Here is a 21,906-nt window from a genome sequence, read left to right as displayed (position 1 = left end):
GGATGCGAGACACATGAGCACGGAACCCCGGTCACCATTTCCGCCAGGAGCGCGGATCCTCGTACGCGACGAGGAGTGGCTGGTCAAACGAGCGGCCCCGACGGACCACGACGGTACGAAGATCGAGGCGATCGGGGTCTCGGAGTACGTGCGCGACATGCCGGCCACGTTCTTCACGGAAATCGACAACGTCGAGGTGCTTCGTCCCGAGGACACCCTGCTGGTGACCGACAACTCACCGAGGTTCCGGCGTAGTCGCCTCTTTCTGGAGGCGGTACTGCGCCGGACGCCGCTGCCACGTTCGCAGCCTGGCCTGGCGTTGTCCGGAAGTTTCGTCGCCGATCCACTGGTCTACCAGCAGCGGCCAGCCGAACTCGCGCTCTCCGCGTTGCGCCCGCGCATCCTGCTTGCTGATGTGGTGGGACTGGGTAAGACCCTGGAGATCGGCATGCTCCTCGCCGAGCTGGTGCGCCGCGGCCGAGGCGACCGGATGCTCGTCGTCACCCCGCAGCACATTCTGGATCAGTTCCAGCGGGAGATGTGGACCCGTTTCTCGATCCCGCTGGTACGACTCGACTCCAGCGGCCTTGAGCGCATCCAGCGCGAGATCCCAGCAGGCCGGAACCCATTCACTTACTTCCGGCGGATCATCATCTCGATCGACACACTGAAGCGGGTCGCCGAGTACGAACACCATCTGAAGAACGTCTGGTGGGATGCGGTCGTCATCGACGAGTCGCACAACCTGATCGGCGGAACCAGCCTGCGCAACCGGCTGGCCCGGCTACTCGCCTCCCACAGTGACGCGCTGCTGCTGGCGAGCGCGACACCGCACAACGGCGACAAGCGCTCCTTCGCCGACCTGATCAGGCTGCTCGATCCCGCCGCCATCGCTGACCGGGACAACTACACAGCAGCGGACATCGCCCACGTCTACATGCGTCGCACCAAGATCAGCCCGGAGGTGCGCGACCAGATCGGTGAACAGTGGGCAGACCGAGGCCCATCGGTACCGACGCACTGCGAGGCCACACCGGCGGAAGAGGCCGTCTTCCAGGAGCTGACGACTACTTGGCTGGCCAAGGACGGTGTCAGCACCGGCGCGGGTCGGCGCCTGCTGCCGTACACGATGGTCAAGGCGTTTCTGTCCTCGCACCGTGCGTTGGCCGACACTGTGGGTAACCGACTCGGCTCGTCGAGCTGCACCGATCCCGTCGAGCGTGCCGCGTTGACTCGCTTGCAAAAGCTCACCGGCGCGATGTCGGACAACGACTCGGCGAAGTTGTCGGCCCTTGTCGCCCGGCTGACCGAAATCGGCGTCGGGGCGAAGAGCAGCACCCGCGTCGTGGTCTTCTCTGAGCGGGTGTCGACCCTCGAATGGCTCGCCCAGGCGCTTCCTGCTCGCCTCGGGCTGTCCAAGTCCGCCATCCGCGTCATGCACGGTGGGCGGACGGACACCGAACAGCAACAGATCGTCGAGGAGTTCTCCCTCGCCGGCAGCGACGTCAGGGTCCTACTCACCGGCGACATCGCCTCCGAGGGTGTCAACCTGCACACCCAGTGTCACCACCTGGTCCACTACGACCTGCCGTGGAGCCTGATCCGGATCGAGCAGCGCAACGGTCGAATCGACCGGTACGGGCAGCGACACAAGCCACAGTTCGACGCGCTGATCCTCACCTCTGCGACGAAGGACACGCTCGACGACCGGTCGGTCGCCGAACACCTCCTCAAACGAGAGGAAGCAGCGCACCGGAGCCTCGGCACCGCCGAAGCGGTCACCGGTGAGTACCTTCCGGAACGAGAGGAACGCCGTCTCGTCCAGGACCTGCTGGCCGGCAAGACCGTCGAACAGTCGCTGGAGGCGGTCGAGGAACGTGACGTGCTGGCCGACCTGCTGGGCGGCGTGGGCGAGACTCCGACCAGCCCGACACCGCCCAAGGCGAGCATCCCGACTCTGTTCGAGAGCACCGAGGCTTTCGTCGACCAGGCATTGGCCGAGGTCTTCGATGCGGCCGAGGATTCCATCGGTTTGCGTCGTGAGCCGGGTCTGCTCAGTTTCGACGTCCCACCGGATCTCACATCCCGGCTGTCCGACCTCCCGCGTTCCTATCTCGCGGCACAGCGCACCGAGCGAGGGTTGCGACTGCGGGTCACCTTCGACCGACACCTCGCCCAGGAGAAACTTGGGCAGGCACGGCGGCTCAGCAAGACCGCATGGCCGGACGTCACCTTCGTCAGCGACGTGCACCCGATGGTCGATTGGCTGGTCGACAAGGTTCTGCTCCGGCTCGGCCGCCAGCAGGCCCCGGTGCTGATCGCGGACGTGGAGGAGCCGACGTACCTGGTCCAAGGTGTCTACTGCAACCGTCTCGGGCAACCGACCGTGGTCGACTGGATGGCAGTGAGTGGCCTCGACGGGAAACCCGCGATCAGGCCGCTGTCCGACGCTCTCGCCGCAGGGCAGGTCGGTCCAGAGATGACCAACCCGCTGTCGCCCCTCGACCTGGAGCACCTCCAGAAATCGGTGCCGGCCGCGATCGCCGCCGCGCGCGTCCACCTGGCCGGCGAGCGGCAGCGCTGGGATTTGATCGCAGAGAAGCCGATCCGCGACTACCGCCAGCAGCTTCAACGGTGGGTGCAGGGCAGCCTGTTCGACGACGACCAGACGAGTGCGGGCCAGAAGACCCGCCGCAAGCGCGCGGTCGAGGCGACGGTGGCTGAGCAGGAGGAACTGATCGGACGGTTGGCGACCGACGGGGAGCCGCTACTGCGGTTGCTGGCCGTTCTCGTCGCCCCGACCGACAGAGGGGGACAGGGACGATGACGTTCGATGCGATCGCCAACCGCGGCGAATACCTGTCCGCGTACTACCTCGCCGAAGTCCTCCCGCGTGACCTGAAGAAGAAGGACGAGGGACTGCTCGCCAGATGGGCGAAGGAGGAGAGCGACGGCCGGCTGACCCCTCGGGTCGGCATCCGCGCTCTACGCCGCGACTACCTCGACACCAAGACCGACCTGGCCGACCTCGGCGACGCGGAGAAACGCCGCACCATCCTGCACGACCTGCACACCACCATCCTCACCCGTCTCGGCTACCTGGAACCTGGCACGACGCACCGCGAACCGGTGCCGATCACCGTGGAACGTGCCAACCACGAGTACGAGGTACTCGTCGCGCACGCCGAACCTGGCATCGTGGCCATCGAGTGCGGCTGGGCCACCGACCCGGATGAGGTCGTCGACCCCGACGAGGACGCCGGCCGGCTCCGCCACCCGTTCGACCTTGACCGACGGGAACGCATCGAGGCGGGATTCGCACTCGCCGGCTGGCTGTTCGGGGCAGAACACAACCCGCCCCGCTACGTGCTGATCCTGTGCGGTGGCGTCCTTGTCCTCACCGACCGGCTCACCTGGGGCGAGCGCCGGTACCTGGCCGTTGCGCTCGACTCCGCGTACGCCCGCAACGACACCCGGAACGCCGGCGAACTCGACGTCATCGCCGCACTGTTCAGCGCCGACGCCCTTCGGCCCCCACCGGAAGGCGGCGCCGAACCGCTCGCCGGTCTCGTCGCCGGCTCCCGCCAGAACGCCGTCGGGGTCTCCTCCGAACTGCGCGAAGGCATCCGGCTGTCCGTCGAGCACATCGCGAACGAGGTCCTGGCGCGAATCGCCCAGGCCGGTGTTCGCCCCGAGCAACTCATGGAGCCTGCCGAACTCGGCCGGTCCCTCGCCCGTGAGGCTCTCCGCTACCTCTACCGCATCCTGTTCCTGCTCTACGCCGAAGCCCGGCCCGACCTCGGCGTGCTGCCGGTCGACTATCCCGAGTACATGGAGGGCTACAGCCTCGCCCGGCTCGGCGACCTGGTCACCCGGCCACTGGTCGGCGAGGCCGCCGCGAACGGCTTCCATCTGTACGAGTCACTCGACCTACTGTTCCACAAGGTCAACAACGGTTACCGGGAACGGGGCACCGACGAGGTCACCGACGCCACGAGCGAAGGCGAGAGCATCCGGTTCGAGCCGCTGCGCTCCAACCTCTTCCTGGACGGCGCGATCAAGCACATCGGGCCGGAGGCATTCACCCATCCCGACGACGATCCGGACGAGCCCGACGCCCGGACGATCGACACGAGACTCCGCAACGCCACCCTGCACACCGTCCTTCGCCTGCTCATGCTCACCCGCGGCAACAAGAAGGAGCGCGGCGGCTTCATCTCGTACGCCCAACTCGGCATCAGCCACCTCGGCGCCGTCTACGAAGGCTTGATGTCCTACACCGGCTTCATCGCGGACGAGGATCTGTACGAGGTCGCCAAGGGCGGCGACGCCAGCGACGGCAGTTGGATGATCCGCGCCTCGACCGTCCACGCGTTCCCCGACGAAGTCTTCGTCACCCGCGTCGACGAGGACGGCCGCCGCGACCGCGTGTACTACCCGGTCGGCAACTTCGTCTACCGGCTCGCCGGCCGTGACCGGCAGACCAGCGCCTCGTACTACACCCCGCCGTCCTTGACCGAGGTCACGGTGAAGCTGGCGCTCAAGCAGCTCATCGAGGAGAACCCACCACAACGCCCCGAGGACGTACTCACCTGGACGATCTGCGAGCCGGCCCTCGGCTCCGGTGCGTTCCTCAACGAGGCGATCAATCAGGTCGCCGCTGAGTACCTACGGCGAGTACAGGAACGGGAAGAGCAGAGCCTCGACCCGGAGCAGTACGCCACCGAGCTGCAGAAGGTGAAGGCGTACATCGCGCTGCACAACTGCTACGGCGTCGACCTCAACGAGATGGCGGTCGAACTGGCCGAAGTGTCGATCTGGCTCAACGTCATGCACGCCGGCCTCCGCGCACCGTGGTTCGGCCTCCACCTACGTCACGGCAACTCCCTCATCGGCGCCGGCCGCCGCACGTACCCGAAGAAGGACCTGGCCAAGCGCGCCTGGCTCAGCGCCGCACCGCAGGAACGCCCGCTGCGTGACGGCAAGCTACCCAGCGGGGAGATCCACCACTTCCTCCTCCCGGCCGACGGCTGGGGAACCGTAGCCAAGGAGAAGGAAGCCCGCACCTGGGCCACCGAAGACGCCGCGCGGCTTCGTGACTGGCGTAGAGGCATCCTGCACCCGGACACCAAAAGAGCGGCATCCTATGCCCGGCGCTTGGAAGGACTTGCTGGCCGAGTCGAGATGTTCTGGGACCTGGTCCGTCAGCGCATCAAACTGTCCGAGGACAAGATCCGCCGTCACATCGAAGTCTGGGGGGCTACCGGCCTTCCGGACGCGGACGACTCGGCTCTTCGCGAGGAGATCCTCGCCGCGCTCGAAGCCGTCGGCGCGCCGTACTGGCGGCTCAAGACCCTGATGGACGCCTGGTGCGCCCTCTGGTTCTGGCCCCTGGAACACGCGAACCTCCTCGACGGCACCGCCCCCGAGTACGGACAATCCGCGACATCCGTCTCCCGGATCGAGGAGAAGCTCGTTCCCGAGGAAGATCCCCTCGTCGACGTGTGGGCGGACGGTGCCCTATTCGGCCTCGCTGAACTCGGCCTCCCCGAGCAGCTCACTCTGCCTTCCGCCAGCAAGCCGAAAAAGCTGAAGCTCAGCGAGGAACGGATCACGCTCCGGCTCGCCCGCAAGGTGCCCCTCGCGCGTCTCGATGACTGGCTCGACTTCTGCGAAGCCCTGCTCGGCACCCAAGACGTCCCGGAGGACTCGTTCGTCGCCACCTTCCACAACCTTGAAACCCTTGAGGAGTACGAGGACGAACTGCTCCGGTGGACCGGGATGGAGACGCCTACCCGGGTTGCTGAACGGTTCCCCTGGGCACGCGTCGTCGAGGAGATCGCCGCTCAGCAAGGCTTCTTCCACTGGGAGTTGCAGTTCGCCCAGGTCTTCGCCAACGGCGGCTTCGACCTCCAGGTCGGCAACCCGCCCTGGGTTCGTCCCCGCTGGGACGAGGGCGGCGTCATGGCCGAACGCGACCCCTGGTTCAAACTCGAAGACTCTCCGCCGGCCGAAATCTGGCGTGAGCGTAAAGCAACCCACTTGGAAGACCTGCAGCAGCAGCGTGAATTCCTGAACGAGCTGGCGGTGAGCTCCGGAGTCATCGCTTTCCTGGGGGCAACTTCGACGTACCCGCTACTGGCGGGAACCCAGCCGGACTTGTACGAGGCGTTCATGTGCCGAACTTGGAATAGTCTTGGACGAGGCGGAGTCATCAGCCTCATCCACCAGGACGGTCACCTAGTGGGTACCAACGACGGGAAGTTGCGAGCGGCCACCTACTCGCATCTGCGACTGCACGCCCACTTCCTGAACCGGCGGCTTATCTTTCCCGACATCAACTGGAACCGGCCGTTCTCGGTCAACATCTACGGTGCACCGAAGGTCATCGGGTTCGACCATATTTGTTGGCTTTTTGATCCAACTACCCTCATCGGTTCGATCGACCACGACGGTTCGGGCGATGCGCCTGTCATCAAGTACAACGGCTACTGGGATTTGCGGCCGCACCGCTCGCGTCTGGTGCACGTCGACGCAGACGTGCTCACTCTCTGGCGTCGGATTACGGCGGATACGAACGTCCCTCTAGCAGAAACTAAACTGCTCTATACAGTGACCACTGTTGAGCAGACGGCCGTCGCTGCGCTCGCCGCCTGGGAACATCGCCTCGGCATGATGGAACCTGCGATAGCCAGCGGCTACAACGAGTCCGGCGGGAAGGCCGCAGGGTTAATTCGCGCTCAGTTTGCTGAGCCGGGCGATTGGCGGGATGTGGTGCTGCGCGGGCCACAGTTCGCCGTGGCCACGCCCATGGCGAAGCAGCCACCGCACACTCTTCACACCGACAAGCCCATCGATCTGGTTTCGTTGCCGGCGGACGCGATCGCCACCACCGACTACATCCGTGCGTGTGACCGCGATCGGTACCTTGCCGTACAGGAACGATGGACGGACCACGATCGCCTTCGTGAGCTGCGGGAATCGGCTGCTGCTGTGGAGGCGGCTGAGGCTGACCTTCTCGGCGCTTCTGGATCCTACCCGAGCACCGACCAGGTCGAGGCGTACCTCAGCCAGATCGCGAGCCGCCCGTACACCGACTTCTACCGGGTGGCATGGCGGGAGATGATTCCGGACTCGACAGAGCGAAGCCTCTTCGTCGCTCTCGTTCCTCCGGGGCCCGCTCACATTCATGCAGTTCGAACAATGGCCTTGCCGACGGCCAAGGCGACTGCTCTCGTCGCGGGTTTTTGGTCTGCGCTGCCGATGGACTATGCGCTCCGGATCGCTGGCCGCCCACACCTCGATGTCTCCGATGCCAAGACGATGCCAGCGCCTCAGACCGATCATCCACTAGCCTCGGCACTGCTTCTCCGGACCCTACGGCTGAACTGCCTGACCACGGCCTACACAGGCCTGTGGCGCGAGCTTTTCGACCCGGAGTGGCAGACATCCGAGGGGTGGGCGGCTTCTTGGGAAAGCATGCCTCCGCTGCATGATGTCGGGCCCGAATGGGACAGCGTGACCCCACTCAGGACTGAGCGTGAGCGGAGGTCGGCACTCGTCGAGATCGATGCCCTAGTTGCCGCCTGGCTAGGCATCAGCGCCGACCAACTTGTGGCCATCTACTTGTCTCGTTTCCCTCAACTGGTTGACTACGAATCCGAGATGTGGTTCGACGTCAATGGGCGAAGGCTCGCGAGGAACTACAACCAGTACGGGTACGGGCAGACCAAGGAGCACTTCGTGCAACTGATGGCGCACCTGGAGGAACCGGACCGAGTGCTGCCGCCGGAGGGGTACTCCGCGCCGTTCTTCAAGGCTGACCGGCCGAAGGAGATGCGGCAGGCGCACGCGGTGTTCACTGCCCGGCTGGAGGCGGCTAAGAAAGTGGGGTGGCGGCCGTGAGGCCGACACTGGCTGCGGAAAGTCTCCGGCACACGCTGACGCAGTACCTGACCACCACGTTCGCGCTCGCAGATACCGGGGTTCGGGAGGCGCTCGCCGGGTTCCTCAACCACCCCGAGCAGGGCATCTTCCGGGGCCCGTACCTGCGGGTGCGGATGCCGTTCCGCAAGGTCAGCAAGAGGTGGCGGTCGCCGCTCGGCTGGCTGCCAGCAGACTTCTCGCCCTACGAGCACCAGGCCAAGGCGTTCGCCCGGTTGAGCACGGTCGACGGGCTGGCTCAGCCCACCCTGGTCACTACCGGCACTGGGTCGGGCAAGACCGAGTCATTCCTGTACCCGATCCTGGATCACTGCCGCCGGGCACGGGCCGAGGGCCGGCTGGGAGTGAAGGCTGTCCTGCTCTATCCCATGAACGCCCTGGCCAGCGACCAGACGTTGCGGTTGAAGAAGCTGCTCGCTGAGGAGCCCGCCCTGGCTGAGGTGACCGCCGGGCTATACATCGGCGATGTCGCCGAGATGTCCCAGACACCGGTCATGACCAGCCGGTACGAGATCCGCGACAACCCGCCCGACATTCTCATCACGAACTACAAGATGCTCGACCTCCTGCTGCAGCGTTCCGAGGACAAGAAGCTGTGGGAGGAGCCCAGTCTGGCGTTTGTGGTGCTCGACGAGTTCCACACCTACGACGGCGCCCAGGGCACCGACGTCGCCATGCTGCTGCGCCGGTTGGCCGCAGTGACCGGGCAGGCTCGGCCGGGGCAGCCGCTGGGCGACATCTGCCCGGTCGCCACATCTGCGACCCTGGGAAACAGCGACGCGACCGGGAAACTGCGTGAGGTTGCCGCACAGGTGTTCGGCACCGAGTTCGACAAGGACGCGGTGATCGGCGAGTCCCGGGCCGCTGCGGACGACGTACTGAAAGAAATCGATTTTGGGTTTCCGCTTCCGGAACCAGCGGAGCTCGCGGCGTTCCCGGACCCGTCACGGGATCCGGCGGCCATGCGAGCGATCGCGCGGGCGGTGCTCGGGAACGATGATCTGACGCCGGTCAAACTCGGCGCTGGTCTGCGGAAACACATCCTGACCCAGGCGGTGCTGCGCGTTCTGGGCGATCGGCCGCAGACTTTCGCGGAGATCCTGGAGCTGGTGCCGCGGGAAGGCGCGTACTCGTGGGGTCGAGCGTTCCGGGTGGAGCCAGAGGTAGCGGCGACCGCGCTGGCCCGTTTCGTGGCGTTGTTGTCGATGGCGCGGCGGCCCGAGGCGCCTGACCTTCCGCTGCTGGCGGTCGAGACGCACATGTGGGTCCGCGTGGTGTCCCGGCTGCTGAGGGCGGTCGCAACGAGGCCCGCGTTCGGCTGGTCCGGTGAACTCCCACGAGGTGCCGAGACCGAGACCTCCGACGCCGACTCGGTGGTCGCGGACCGGCGGTACTCGCTGTTGCCCGCGATCTACTGCCGGCACTGCGGCCGATCGGGCTGGTCGGCGATCTCACCGGAGCGCGATCCCGAGGAGTTGATCGGCGAGCCGGAGAAGATTTACCGGGCCAGCGTCGGACGGGACAAGCGCCGGGTCCGCGCGTTGATCGCCGCGACCGGTGAGGAGATCCAGGGCGGTTCCGGCGAAGGGCTTCTGGTTCTTGAAGCGTCAGGTATTCGGATTCGTCCGTTCAATCCCGGAGCCGATCGGGCGGGCGTAGCCGATGGCGGCGTGGTTGTCCTCGGCGACCTGTACCGGGACCGGGACGCCGAGACCGACAGGTGCCCGGCCTGCGGGCTCGACGACGGCATCCGGTTCCTCGGCGCCGGCCTGGCCAGTCTCGCCTCGGTCGCCGTGACTCAGCTGTTCACCGGCGGCGAACTCGTCGACAACGAGCGCAAGACGCTGCTGTTCAACGACTCGGTGCAGGACGCCGCGCACCGAGCAGGCTTCGTCGCGAACCGGTCGTACAACTTCTCGCTCCGGGCTTTACTGGTCAACCAGTTGACCCCCGGTGTTCCGACACGCCTCAACGACGTCATCGCCGACGTGATCCAGGCCGCCAGCGACCCGGCTACGTTGGCCGCGGTCGTCCCGCCTGACCTCCACGACGATCCGGGAGTCGATGCGCTGCTCTCCGGCGGCATGGCCGACCGGGACACCTGGCGACTGATCGGGGAACGGCTGGCATTTGCCACGATCATGGACATCGGGCTTCGGTCCCGTCAGGGCCGGACTCTGGAGCTGACCCGTACCGCGGCGGTCGAGGTAGTGATCGACGATCTGCCCAAGGTCGTGGGTCTGTGCCGGGACGTTCTGCTGGGCGGTCCACAACTCACGCTGGATTCGCTGCCCGACGACGCGGTGTTCGCCACGATGGTTCGTGGCCTGCTGGAACGGCTGCGGATTCGGGGCGGCGTCCGGCACACCTGGCTGGAGCCGTTCGTGCACCAGGGCGGTCGACGCTGGCAGGTGTGGGGCGGTCGCCCGGACGGGATGCCGGCCTTCCCACACGGCAAGTCGGCGCCGGCGTTCGCGATGACCGCGCCGAAAGGCCGCAACAGTGAGTTCGACGTGCTCTCCGCGGCGAACAACTGGTACGAGGACTGGGTGATGCGCTGCCTGCACCTGTCCCGCGCGGAGGCCAACCGGTACCTGCAGCAACTCCTGGCGGTCCTGGCCCGGGAAGGGGTGCTGGCATCGCGGACGATCGTCGACGGCTCGACGGTCGTCTACGGCTTGCAGCCGGGTCACATCAAACTGATCCGGCTCAGCGATGCCGAAGCAGCCGACGCCGGGGTGCGCTGCGACTCGTGTGCGTGGGAGCAGACCGTACCGCCCGCCCGGGTCTCCGACTGGGTCGGTCAGCGGTGCCTGCGGTACCGGTGTGTCGGACGGTTCGTCGCGGCGCGGGACGAGAACGCCGCCGGTGACTACTACCGGCGCCTCTACCTCGGCGGCGGCGTCTTCCGGGTGGTGACCGCCGAGCACACCGGCATGCTCACCCGCGCCCAGCGTGAGGGAGTCGAAGCGGCGTTCCGGCGAGAGAAGCAGCGGTACACCGATCCGAACGTCCTCGCGTGTACGCCGACCTTGGAACTGGGCATCAACATCGGTGACCTTTCTGCCGTGATTCTCGGTTCGCTGCCCCGCGGGCCGGCCAACTACGTGCAGCGGGCCGGCCGAGCCGGGCGCACCAGCGGCAACTCACTGGTGCTCACCTTTGTGGGCCGGCGCGAACGCGACCGGTACTACCTGAACGAGCCACGCGACATGATCGCCGGCCAGATCCGACCACCTGGCTGCTATCTGTCCGCTATCGCCCTCCTCCGCCGCCAGTACCTGGCGTACCTGATCGATCTCGCCGCCCGGGACCGGTTGGCGGATGTCGCTCCGATGCCGCGACACGCCTCCGTGCTGTTCGGTGACACCGGCTGGCTCAACGACCTGGTGAACACCGCGATCGCCGAAGGCGATCGATTGGTCGCAGACTTTCTGGCCCTCTTCGCCGGAGGTGTGAGCGAAGGAGCGGCCAGCGAGCTGAAGTCGTTCGCCACCGACGGGATCGCCGCGGCGATCGCCGAGTTCGTGGTGAGTTGGGAGGAACGGATCGCCGGTCTGCGCCGACGCAAGGATGCCATCAACGCTGCGATGGGCGGCCTCATCGCGTCGGATCCGTCCCAGGCTCGGGAGTTGCGAGGACTCAGGGCCGAACGCAAAGCGGTCGGTGACCGGCTCGGTGAGATCGGCGGTGCCAGCGCGCACTCCACGATGGTCGAGTTCGGGTTGCTGCCCAACTACTCGTTGATCGATTCCAGGACGCTGCTCGACGCCACCCTCACCTGGGAGAACTCGACCGAGGACGGCGATCGCCGGTTCGGCGGTGAGTTGCGTGAATACTCGCGGCCCGCACGTACCGCGCTGGTCGAGCTAGCCCCGGGCAACACCTACTACGTGCGCGGATACCGGCACACCATCGACGGCCTGGAAATCGGACGCCCGGACCGGCCCCTGTACGAGCGGTGGCGCATCTGCCCATCCTGCGGATACGTACGCACGAGCAACGCCGTCGCGGACACCAGCGCCTGCCTCCGGTGCAGGACACCTGCCATCGCGGACGCCGGCTGCCTGCACTACGTTCTGCGTCCGACCGTCGTGCGCTCCCGGGACCGCCGTGACGACGCCCGCATCCGGGACGACACCGACGAACGGACCCAACGCCGCTACACCACCACCTTCGCGGTGGACATCCCGACGGTCGAGAATCCGTGGCGGCATTCGAAGGTCACCTTCGGCGTCGACTACACCCGGCACGCGAAGATCCGCGAGTTCAACCTGGGTGCCGCCCGTTTCGACCGGCCGGCCACCGACCCCTTCGTGGGCGATACGGTGCGGCTCAACCCGTTCTATGCCTGCATGGACTGTGGCGGCACGACCGCGGACGGCCCGCCGCCGACCGCTACGAACCTTCCCGGCTCCGACCCGGTCTCCGGTGCCGGTCCCGCGCCCACCGGCAACGTCCCAGGCACCGAACACCATCAGCCCTGGTGCCGGCACCGTCGGTCGCCCTATACGGCCAAACACACGCCGCTGCTGCTGGTGCACGAGTTGGAGACCGAAGCGCTGCGGATCCTGATCCCCGCCGCCACGGCGCTCGTCGACGAGCGCGTCGTGTCCTTCGCCGCGGCACTCATGCTCGGCATCACCGTGAAGTACGGCGGTGAACCCGACCATCTCCGGGTGGTCCGGGCGCCGATGGCCGACCGCGACAGCGACAACGTCCGCCAGTTCCTGGTCGTCTACGACACCCAGCCCTCGGGCACCGGCTACCTGCACCGTCTGTCCGCCGACGAAGAGTTCAAGAAGGTGCTGGAGACCGCAGTCGAGGCGATCACGACGTGCGAGTGCAACCGGGAGGGCCGCAAAGCGTGCCACCGTTGCCTGCTGCGATTCGCCAGGGATGACGAATTCCCGCTGATGAGCCGGGACGAGGCGCTGGAGATCCTGCGCCAGCTCCTCGACAACTGGGAGATCTCCACCGACGTCGGACCCGCTGACGAGATCTCGCTGACGCCGCTGGTCGAGAGCGAGCTGGAGCGCAAGTTCCTGCACAAACTCATCGCCTGGGCCGAGCAGGACCCGAGCGTACGGCTGACCCGGCGCGCAGATACAGACGGCGCGCGATTCGCCGACCTCCGCCTGGAAGCACCTGACGGCCGTGTCGTGCACTGGCGGATGAAGTTGCAGAACACCATCACCGGCACCCGCCCGGACGTGCACTTCAAACGCCTCGACGCCGCCGCGCAGGAGGTCGCCGTCTACCTCGACGGCTACCAGTACCACGCCAGCCCGCCACCCGGCAGGAACCGACTGGCCGACGACACGATAAAGCGCACCCGGCTCCGCGCTCATGACCTGCATGTCTTCGCTCTGACCTGGGACGACGTCCGGTCCTGGCGGAACACGGAGATCCGCCACGACCCGGTGTGGCCGCCCTACCAGGGCTTGGCGCAGCAGGCAGCACGCGACCTCTACCGTCAGCGGACCGGCAACGACCCCCAGCAGCTCAACGACCTCGTCTGGGCCAACCCGATCGACCTGCTCCTGCAGTTCCTGCGCGACCCTGACCTGGACCTGTGGCGCTCCCGAGCCGAAGCCACCCTTGCCGGGCTGCTCCGCCAGCCCGACAACCAGCGGGTCTCCAGCGACTCCACCGGGATCACGGCCAGAGTAACCGCGGCAGTACACGGTCAACCGATTCCCGCCCCCGTGACCGGTGGCCGGATCATCGTCGCCCGTGCCGACGACACCAACGGCTGCCCACTGGTGCTGATCCTCGACCAGCGGACCGACCCCCGCCGCCCGGTCTGGTCGGCTTTCACGATCATCGACGACCGCGCCGCAACATTGAGCGCCGATCCGCAGCACAAGCGCCGGTGGGCGGCCTGGCTGTGGTGGGGCAACATCATCCAGTTCCTCGCCGATGGCGACGGTGACGCCGCGCAACTGGCGAAGACGCTCCTCGGCACCTTCGACCCGACGCTGTTGTACGCGGCCGAAGGCACCGGCCTCATCGCGGCCCACCGACCCGAACCGCTGGACGACGAGACCGCCACGTGGCTCGGGCGCAGCACCGAACCAGCGCCCGCAGCCACCTCACCCAGCGACGAACCCGATCCAGCCTGGCAGCGTGTCGTCGAGCTGGCTGACCTAGAGGAATCCGGTGTTGAGAGCCTGCTGCGCGGGTTGATCCAGCGACACGTCCCGGCACCCGTCAGCGGGTACGAACTGAACGATGCCGGGTGGCAAGCCGACTTCGCCTGGCCCAGGCTGCGGATCGCCGTCGTTCAGCGACTGCACGGCCCGGCGGCAGAGATCGAGGAGCAGGACCGAGACGCCGCCTTCGCCGATGAAGGATGGCACGTCCGCCCGGCGAAAGAGTGGGATGTCGACGAGCTCGCCGCCCTGGTCAACAAAGGAGAAGAGTGACCGCAACCAGTCGAGGCCCGGTCATCCTGCAGATCCTGGATCGAGCTGACAAGGAGATCCTGGCCCTGTCCCGGGCCGATGCCGGCGCCGTCTACAACTTCCAGAGCAAGTTCCGGCAGAACCCGAATGCCCGCGGCCTCTGGCTCAAGCAGCTCAAGGGCTCCCGGCTGTACTCCGCACGCGTCACCGACGCCTACCGCGCCATCCTCTTGAATGTGGGTGACCAGCACTTCCTCCTGGTTTCGGTCCGACACCGCAGCGACGTCTATGACGATCTCGACCGGTACTCGTACCAGATCAACCGGGTCACCGGAGGCATCGAGGTCATCGACCTCGCCGCAGTCGGGAACAGCATTGTCGGCCGGCTCCTGCCCGCCGACGACCCGGCGGCCGTACCGCCCGAGGCCGCGAAGACTCCCGCGCTCTTCGACTCGTACACCGACGAGCAACTCACCGACCTCGGCGTGGCAGAGCCCCTGCTCCCCAGCATCCGCCGGCTGCTCACCGACGACGATCTGCTGCGTTTCGCCGACTGCGTTCCCGCGCTGACAGCCGACGTACTGCTCGCCTTGAACGACGGCAAGACCTTCGACGACGTACTGGACCTCGTCACCACCCCGGTCAAGGCCGACGCACCCGTCGACACCGAGGACTGGGTGGCCGCCTCGGCCAACCCCGCCACCCAGGTCACCACCGACGACTCCGCGCTGCAGGCCATCCTGGCCGAATCCTTCGCCCGGTGGCAGGTCTTCCTGCACCCCACCCAGCGCAAGGTCGTCAACCATCCCTATCCAGGATCGGCCCGGGTCAGCGGCGGACCAGGCACCGGCAAGACCATCGTCGCCCTGCACCGGGTCAAATACCTCGCCGAGCGCCTCAACGCCGGTAAGGACAAGCCCATCCTGCTGACCACCTTCAACCGGAACCTCGCCGCCGATCTGAGGGCCCGGCTACTCGACCTGGCCGGCGCCGACCTCAGCGCCCGCGTCGACATCGTGAACATCGACAAACTCGCGAATCGCGTCGTCAACGAGGCCGGCACCGACACCAAACGCCGCGTCATCAACGAGGCCGAGGCTCTCAAGCGCTGGAACGCCTTCCTGCTCGAACTCGGTGAGCGACGCTTCGATGCCGAGTTCCTCAACGCGGAGTGGGCACACGTCATCCTCGGCCAAGCCGCGACCACCCGCGACGAATACTTCCGCGCGCGACGTGTAGGCCGTGGCAAATCCGTCACCCGCGAACAGCGAGACGCTATCTGGCAGCTCACCGAGCGCTTCACCAAACAGCTCGACAGCGAGGGCGTCTGGACCTGGCGCCAAATCGCCGCCCGCGCAGCCCGCCTCGAACTCGACCGGGAAGCACGCATCCTCGCCGCCAAAGACGAGTCCTCAGCGGCGGGGCAGACCCTGCGCTACCGTTACCAGCACATCGTCGTTGACGAGGCCCAAGACCTCAGCCCTACCCACTGGCGTCTCCTGCGCGCGATGACCCCTATCGGCCCGGACGACATGTTCATCGTCGGAGACACCCACCAGCGCCTCTACGACAACCAGGTCGCGCTGTCGAGCGTAGGCATCAACATCCGGGGCCGCAGATCTTCTCGGCTCACCATCAGCTACCGCACCACCCGGGAGATCTTGAAAGCCGCGACCCAACTGCTCACCGGGGAGACCTACGACGACCTGGACGGCGGCACCGACACCCTCAACGGCTACCGCTCCCTGCTCCACGGCGCACCCCCGGTCTTCCGCGGAGCGCCGACGTGGGGCCAGGAACGCGAACTGATCATCGGGCAACTCCGCGCCTGGACCAACACGTCCGACGGCTCCGCCGCTGTCTGCGTCCCGACCAGGGAGTATGTCGCTGAAGTGATCCAGTGGCTCACCGATGACGGCATCCAAGCCGTGGAGATCGGCCCGGACGGCCCGGCCCGCCCCGACGGGGTCCACGTGGGGACCATGCACCGGTTCAAGGGTCTGGAGTACCAGCGCGTCATCATTGCCGGCGCCAGCGACGGCCTCGTCCCGCGGCGCGCTATCGACCGATACCGGGACACCGACGCCAAGCGCCACCAGCAGGAACGCGCCCGAGACCGCTCCCGGCTGTTCGTCGCGGCAACGCGTGCCCGCGACGACCTTGCGGTCTTCTGGCACGGCCACCGCAGCCCGTTCATCCCGGCGTCCCTGGTTGGACTGCCGGCGAACGCCGATGATCAAACATCCACTATGGAATTACGGCATTGACACGCGGTGGCGGCCATCGATACGTTCGATGGCTGCTCACCAGATGATGCCAGGGGGAACACGCGGTGGCTCTTGATAGCCCGAAGTTGCAGACGGTGTTGGCGGATATCGAAACGGGAGCGCTGCAACTTCCCGATTTCCAGCGTGAATGGAAGTGGGACGACCAGCGCATCCGTGAGCTGATCGCGACGGTGACCCTCGACTATCCGCTCGGCGTCGTCATGACCCTCGAAACCGGCGGCAAGAAGCCATTCAGGCCGCGCGCGCTCACCGGTGCGGAGTCCGGCCGGTCTACCGCTCCCGATCTCCTGTTGCTGGATGGTCAGCAGCGCCTCACCTCGCTGTACCAGGCTCTGCATCTCGACCAGCCGGTGCGGACCACCGACGAACGCGGTCGGGAACTTGAGCGCTGGTACTACGTCGACATCGCCAAGGCCGTCGGATCGTCCACCGACCGCGACGAGGCCATCGTGTCCGTGCCGAAGGATCGGGTCCTGCGCTCCGACTTCGCCCGCCGGGTGCAACTCGACCTCAGCAGTCGAACGCTGGAATGCCAGGCGAGGCACTTCCCGCTCAGCATCGTCTTCGACGGCAACAAGGTCACCGCGTGGCAGCGCGAGTTCGTCCTGATGGACGAGACCAACTGGGACCTGTGGGCCAAATTCGAGCAGGGCATCCTACACAACGTCCGGTCCTTCCAGATCCCGATGATCAAGCTGGCTGCCACGACCACCAAGGACGCGGTGTGCTCGGTGTTCGAGCGGGTCAACACCGGCGGGGTTCCGCTGAACGTGTTCGAACTGCTGACCGCCACCTATGCCGGAGACAGCGATTACGAGTCGGCCCACGGCGACTACTACCGGCTGCCAGACGCCTGGCACGACATCAAGAAGAGCCTGACCACCTCCTACCCGGTGTTCGGACGCACCGAGCAGGGCATCGACGACGGGCTGAGCAGCAGCGACTTCCTGCAAGCGGTCACGCTCGTCAGTACCTGGGAACGCAAGCGGGAAAAGCCGTCCATGGCGGTGTCCTGCAAACGGCGCGACCTGCTGAACCTGCCGCTGGAGGACTTCATCAGGATCGCGCCCCGGGTCGCGACCGCCTTCGAATGGGTCGGCGAGTTCCTCAGCGAACAACTGATCGTGCGCCACGCCGACCTGCCCTACCGGACCCAGCTCGTACCGATGGCCGCGGTACGAGCGATCCTCTCTGACGACGAGGCGGAGGACCCGGGCACCCGGGAACTGCTCACCCGCTGGTACTGGTGTGGAGTGCTGGGCGAGATGTACGGCGGCGCCACCGAGAGCCGCTTCACCCGCGACGTCGAGCAGCTCATCGTGGCAGTGCGGGGCGAGTCATACGGCTCATCCATGTCTTCCACACGGTCCGGTCTGCCTGACACGATCATGGAGGCGGCGTTCCTGGCTGACCGCCTGGATACCCTGACCACCCGCAACAGCGCGGCCTACAAGGGAATCTATGCGCTCCTCATCAAGCAAGGGGCGGTCGACTGGTACCACAGCGAGGGTCCGCTGACGGCCAGCGCGCTCATCCAGCATGCCGTCGCCATCCGGCAGGTGTTCCCGAAGCACTGGCTCGCCCGCAACTTCCCTGACGACAACCGCGGCAACTCGATCGTGAACAAGACCCCGCTGTCCTACCGGGCGAGCAAGAGCCTCATCGGCTCACCGTCGAGCTATCTCAAGGTGCTCGCCCGAGAGGCCGGCACCAGGTCCGAATGGTTCGACGATGTGGTCGCCACCCACGTCATCGATCCAGCCACATTGCACGAGGACGACTTCGACGCCTTCTACGCCGACCGGTCCGCTCGCCTCGTCGAACTGGTCAACGAGGCCATGGGCAAGCGCACCGTCTTCCGTGCCGAGTCGGACCGATGAGCATGGCGGACTCTCGCCGCCCCACCCGCGAGGAGCTCCTCGCACTCAAGGGCAGGTCCCTGCGCACCTCCGACCTTCTCACCATGTTCGGGACCCGGGTGCGCAACCACCACACCGTGCCGATGATCCAAGAGGCACTGCACGAGGCCGGACTCGATACACATCCGTCGTTCACCACATGCGGCCTCACCACCGAGATGCTGGTTGTCGCGAAGGCCTTGGTCGTCGAAGCCGAGGATGAAGCCGAAGAGGAGGTGCTCCCCGGCACCCTGCCTCAACAGTCGTTCAAGATCGGCGATGTTCCCTCGGCCCGCAACGGCGTCGAATCGGTCAACTCCAGCGCTCTGCTCAGCACCGTGACCCACACGATGCGTCAAAAGAACTACTCGCAGCTGCCGGTGATCGACGGACTTGCCGATCTCAAGGGCGTCATCACGTGGGATTCGATCGCCGCTCGTTACGAGAAGGGCGAGGTGCCGACCCTGGCCACCGCGATGATCCGAGACGATCTCCCACTGGCCGAGGTGCACCAGGAACTCTTCACGCGCCTGCCCGAACTTCAGCGATGCGGATACCTACTGGTGCGGGAGAACAACGGCACCTTCGCTGGGATCATCACCGGTGCCGACATCACGGCACGGTTCCACAAGCTCGCCCAGCCGTTCTTCCTCGTCGGCGAGATCGAGTTCCGCATCCGGCGGTGTCTCGGACCCAAACTGGCGGGCGATCCGGTACGAGCGCTGGGTAGGAAGTACCAGTCGGGCGATTTCTCGCGACTGATGTTCGGTGACTACGTCAAGTTGCTGGCCACCGATCAGCAGGACGCGCGGCTGGCTCAACTCGCCGAAACCAACTGGGCGACACTGGGCTGGACAGGAGTCGACCAGGCACAGTTCGTGGCTCAACTCGACCGGGTCAGGGCCATCCGCAACCAGATCGCCCATTTCGACGAGCAGCCACTGACCGAGCAACAGACCGACGAGCTGTACCAGTTCTCCGGGCTACTCAAACAACTATTGTGACTTCGTCACGACATAGCCGACCGGAGACCCAGCAGGTGGGGTCCACACCAAGATCCAGCAGGGCTGGCGCGCCGTCTCCTTGGATCCACTCCACGACGACACCGGAGGGGCCGATCGGCCGCATCCACATCGGTTACGTCGGCGACCACCTGCCCACTGTGAGCTTTCGCTGACCCGCGACGCCGACTCGAGTTACGTGGCCGGAGTCGACAAGGCGGAAGCTGCGGGTAGCGGATCAACTACTTCTCGTGATATGCGTGGCGAAGTTCATCACGGGGGAGGCTGTCGATGCGGGTTCTGGTTCTCTCCGATCATGGCGGTAAGCAGTTGAATCAGACCATTACGCAATTGCGTGACGCTGAGACGACAGCGGCCGCATGGCACGACTCGTACTCGCGGGCCCGGCAGGATCTCGACGCGAGCCGTCGCCGCAAGTCGTGGTGGCGGCGGCTACTGGGGGTGTCCACGGCCGAAGAGCGGCAAGCGTCCGCCCGCGCCCGCCGCGCATGGCAGGGTGTGGCCGCCGCTGACGCGGGTCGGCAGCGTCTCGATGGGCGGGTGCGGCAGCAGGCGGCCGGCGTTTCGGGGGAAGAGGCTCTCCAGCACGGGTTGTCCGTTCTGGACGACGCATGGATCATGCTTCGCGGCTATCGCAACCGCCGGGGTGAAACTGACCATGTGCTGGTCGGGCCTGGTGGTGTTTGGGCGGTCGAGGTCAAGCGGCGCCGGATTCGTCTGCACGTCGTGGGCGAGCGATGGTGGTACGAGAAGTTCGACTCCTACGGCAACCTGGTCGACAAAGGCTTGGCCGTCGACGGTGGCGGGCGTAGCTGGGCACGACAGGTCACTGACGTCGCGGCCGACCTCGGCGAATGGCTGGCCCGCAACGACCTGCACGTGCCGGTCCGCACCGCGGTCATGATCATGCATGATCGGGCGGTCCTCGGCCGGCTCGAGAACCCGACAGTGCACGCCATCGGCACCCATCCCACACATCTGCTCAAAGCCATCGATCGGCACGCCGTCGCCCTCGACTCGCAGTCATGCGAGAGAATCGTCGCGCTGATCCGCCGCGACCACCAGTTCCACGAACGGCGGCGCCACGGATCCGGTGGCCGTGGCGACAAACGGGGGTGAAGGTGTTCGACCTGCGAGATGTTGTCAAGCAGTGCGCTGAACGGCTGGAGCGTTTCCAGCGGAATCCGCACCGGCTCGGTGAGCAGAACACCAAGGCGAGCCTGATCAGCCCGATCATCGAAGCGCTTGGCTGGGATCTGCGAGATCCCGACGAGGTCTCCCACGAGTATCGGCGCAGGAGTACCGACAACCCGGTCGACTACGCCCTGCTTCTCCTGCGGACACCGAAGCTGTTCATCGAGGCGAAAGGCCTCGGCGAGAACCTGGATGTGCCGCGGTGGGCCAACCAGACGATCGCGTACGCGACGGCCGCTGGAGTCGAGTGGGTCGCGCTCACCGACGGCATGCAGTGGCGGATCTACAACGCGCACGCGCCCGTGCCTATCGAGCAGAAGCTGTTCAGGGCTGTACGCATCGACGACCCCGAGCGGGCCGTGGAACTGCTCAGCCTGCTGAGCAAGGACAACATGCGAGACAACCGGATCGACGATTTGTGGAAGGGCTTCTTCGTCGATCGTCAGGTTCACGGGGAGCTGACCAGCATGTTCAGCGGGACCGAGCCGGCGCCCGAGTTGGTCGCCATGCTCGACCGGCGTCTGCCGCGGCTGACCGCCGACGAGATCCGCACCAGTCTGGTCCGGGCCCGCGCGACCTTCGACTTCCCGACACCGGTAGGCCAGCCCGTTCTCCCCGCCGGCACCGAGGGGAACCCGCCGCCGCGCCCCACGATCACCACGCCGTCCGCCGTACCGAGTGGCGACAAGCCGGCAGCCGGTCGCCGAGCCCGGCCAATGGTGACGTCGCGGGAACGGCTGATCAAGGTGGCGGACATGATCGCTGCCGGGCGCCTCCGGCCAGAGGCTGCTCTCCACGGCGACTATCGCGGCATCACCTATCACGGTGAGTTGCTCGCCGATGGCCAGGTCCGCTACAACGGACAGATCCACTCGACGCTGTCCGCAGCGGGTCGCGCCGTCAAGGTGCAGGCGCTTGGAGTTGACGCGCCAGAGTCGAAGATCTCAACCGACGGGTTCAGCTTTTGGCACACTACCGACGCGGTCAGCGGAGACGTGGTCAGCATCAAGGAGATCCGCCGCCGAACCGCCCGAGACGTCGGCGGCGGCCACGGTCCGAGCGACGTGTGAATCCGACACCGCACCGGACGCCACTACCGTATGGTGCCTGTTCGCGATGCTGCCGCCGAGCTCCGGAAGTGGCCGACCGAAGC

8 protein-coding genes are annotated in these 21,906 nt (G+C 66.4%); all 8 read left to right on the top strand.

Annotated features, from left to right (window positions below):
- The first annotated feature begins 13 nt into the window (after nt 1-13).
- The 8 genes from J5X75_RS29375 to J5X75_RS46110 all read left to right on the top strand — a co-directional run bounded on the left by J5X75_RS29375 (nt 14) and on the right by J5X75_RS46110 (nt 21,823).
- Nucleotides 14-2,827 (top strand): DEAD/DEAH box helicase, encoded by a 2,814-nt coding sequence (locus J5X75_RS29375; RefSeq protein ID WP_208470766.1) that lies wholly within the window; start codon nt 14-16, stop codon nt 2,825-2,827.
- Nucleotides 2,824-7,905, top strand: a complete 5,082-nt coding sequence (locus tag J5X75_RS29370; protein ID WP_208470765.1) for an Eco57I restriction-modification methylase domain-containing protein — start codon at nt 2,824-2,826, stop codon at nt 7,903-7,905. Before J5X75_RS29375 ends, J5X75_RS29370 begins: the two co-directional genes overlap by 4 nt.
- Nucleotides 7,902-14,372, top strand: a complete 6,471-nt coding sequence (locus tag J5X75_RS29365; protein ID WP_208470764.1) for a DEAD/DEAH box helicase — start codon at nt 7,902-7,904, stop codon at nt 14,370-14,372. The genes J5X75_RS29370 and J5X75_RS29365 overlap by 4 nt, the downstream gene beginning before the upstream one ends.
- Nucleotides 14,300-16,618 (top strand): UvrD-helicase domain-containing protein, encoded by a 2,319-nt coding sequence (locus tag J5X75_RS29360; RefSeq protein WP_208470763.1) that lies wholly within the window; start codon nt 14,300-14,302, stop codon nt 16,616-16,618. Before J5X75_RS29365 ends, J5X75_RS29360 begins: the two co-directional genes overlap by 73 nt.
- A 65-nt stretch (nt 16,619-16,683) precedes the next feature.
- Nucleotides 16,684-18,519 (top strand): GmrSD restriction endonuclease domain-containing protein, encoded by a 1,836-nt coding sequence (locus tag J5X75_RS29355; RefSeq protein WP_208470762.1) that lies wholly within the window; start codon nt 16,684-16,686, stop codon nt 18,517-18,519.
- Nucleotides 18,516-19,541 (top strand): CBS domain-containing protein, encoded by a 1,026-nt coding sequence (locus J5X75_RS29350; protein WP_208470761.1) that lies wholly within the window; start codon nt 18,516-18,518, stop codon nt 19,539-19,541. The genes J5X75_RS29355 and J5X75_RS29350 overlap by 4 nt, the downstream gene beginning before the upstream one ends.
- 288 nt (nt 19,542-19,829) lie before the next feature.
- Nucleotides 19,830-20,678 (top strand): nuclease-related domain-containing protein, encoded by an 849-nt coding sequence (locus J5X75_RS29345; protein WP_208470760.1) that lies wholly within the window; start codon nt 19,830-19,832, stop codon nt 20,676-20,678.
- Nucleotides 20,675-21,823 carry a restriction system modified-DNA reader domain-containing protein gene (locus tag J5X75_RS46110; RefSeq protein WP_208470759.1) on the top strand — a complete coding sequence of 383 codons (1,149 nt, stop codon included), beginning with the start codon at nt 20,675-20,677 and terminating at the stop codon, nt 21,821-21,823. Before J5X75_RS29345 ends, J5X75_RS46110 begins: the two co-directional genes overlap by 4 nt.
- Nucleotides 21,824-21,906 lie beyond the last annotated feature (83 nt).

This window comes from Actinoplanes flavus (assembly GCF_017592555.1).
Taxonomy (GTDB): domain Bacteria; phylum Actinomycetota; class Actinomycetes; order Mycobacteriales; family Micromonosporaceae; genus Actinoplanes; species Actinoplanes flavus.
This window is presented reverse-complemented; position numbering and strand designations above follow the sequence as displayed.

Bases quoted from the DNA above. Each gene is read 5' to 3' on its own strand.
- J5X75_RS29360 (WP_208470763.1), top strand. From the start codon at position 14,300: ATGGCACGTCCGCCCGGCGAAAGAGTGGGATGTCGACGAGCTCGCCGC.
- J5X75_RS29350 (WP_208470761.1), top strand. From the start codon at position 18,516: ATGAGCATGGCGGACTCTCGCCGCCCCACCCGCGAGGAGCTCCTCGCA.
- J5X75_RS29375 (WP_208470766.1), top strand. From the start codon at position 14: ATGAGCACGGAACCCCGGTCACCATTTCCGCCAGGAGCGCGGATCCTC.
- J5X75_RS29370 (WP_208470765.1), top strand. From the start codon at position 2,824: ATGACGTTCGATGCGATCGCCAACCGCGGCGAATACCTGTCCGCGTAC.
- J5X75_RS29345 (WP_208470760.1), top strand. From the start codon at position 19,830: ATGCGGGTTCTGGTTCTCTCCGATCATGGCGGTAAGCAGTTGAATCAG.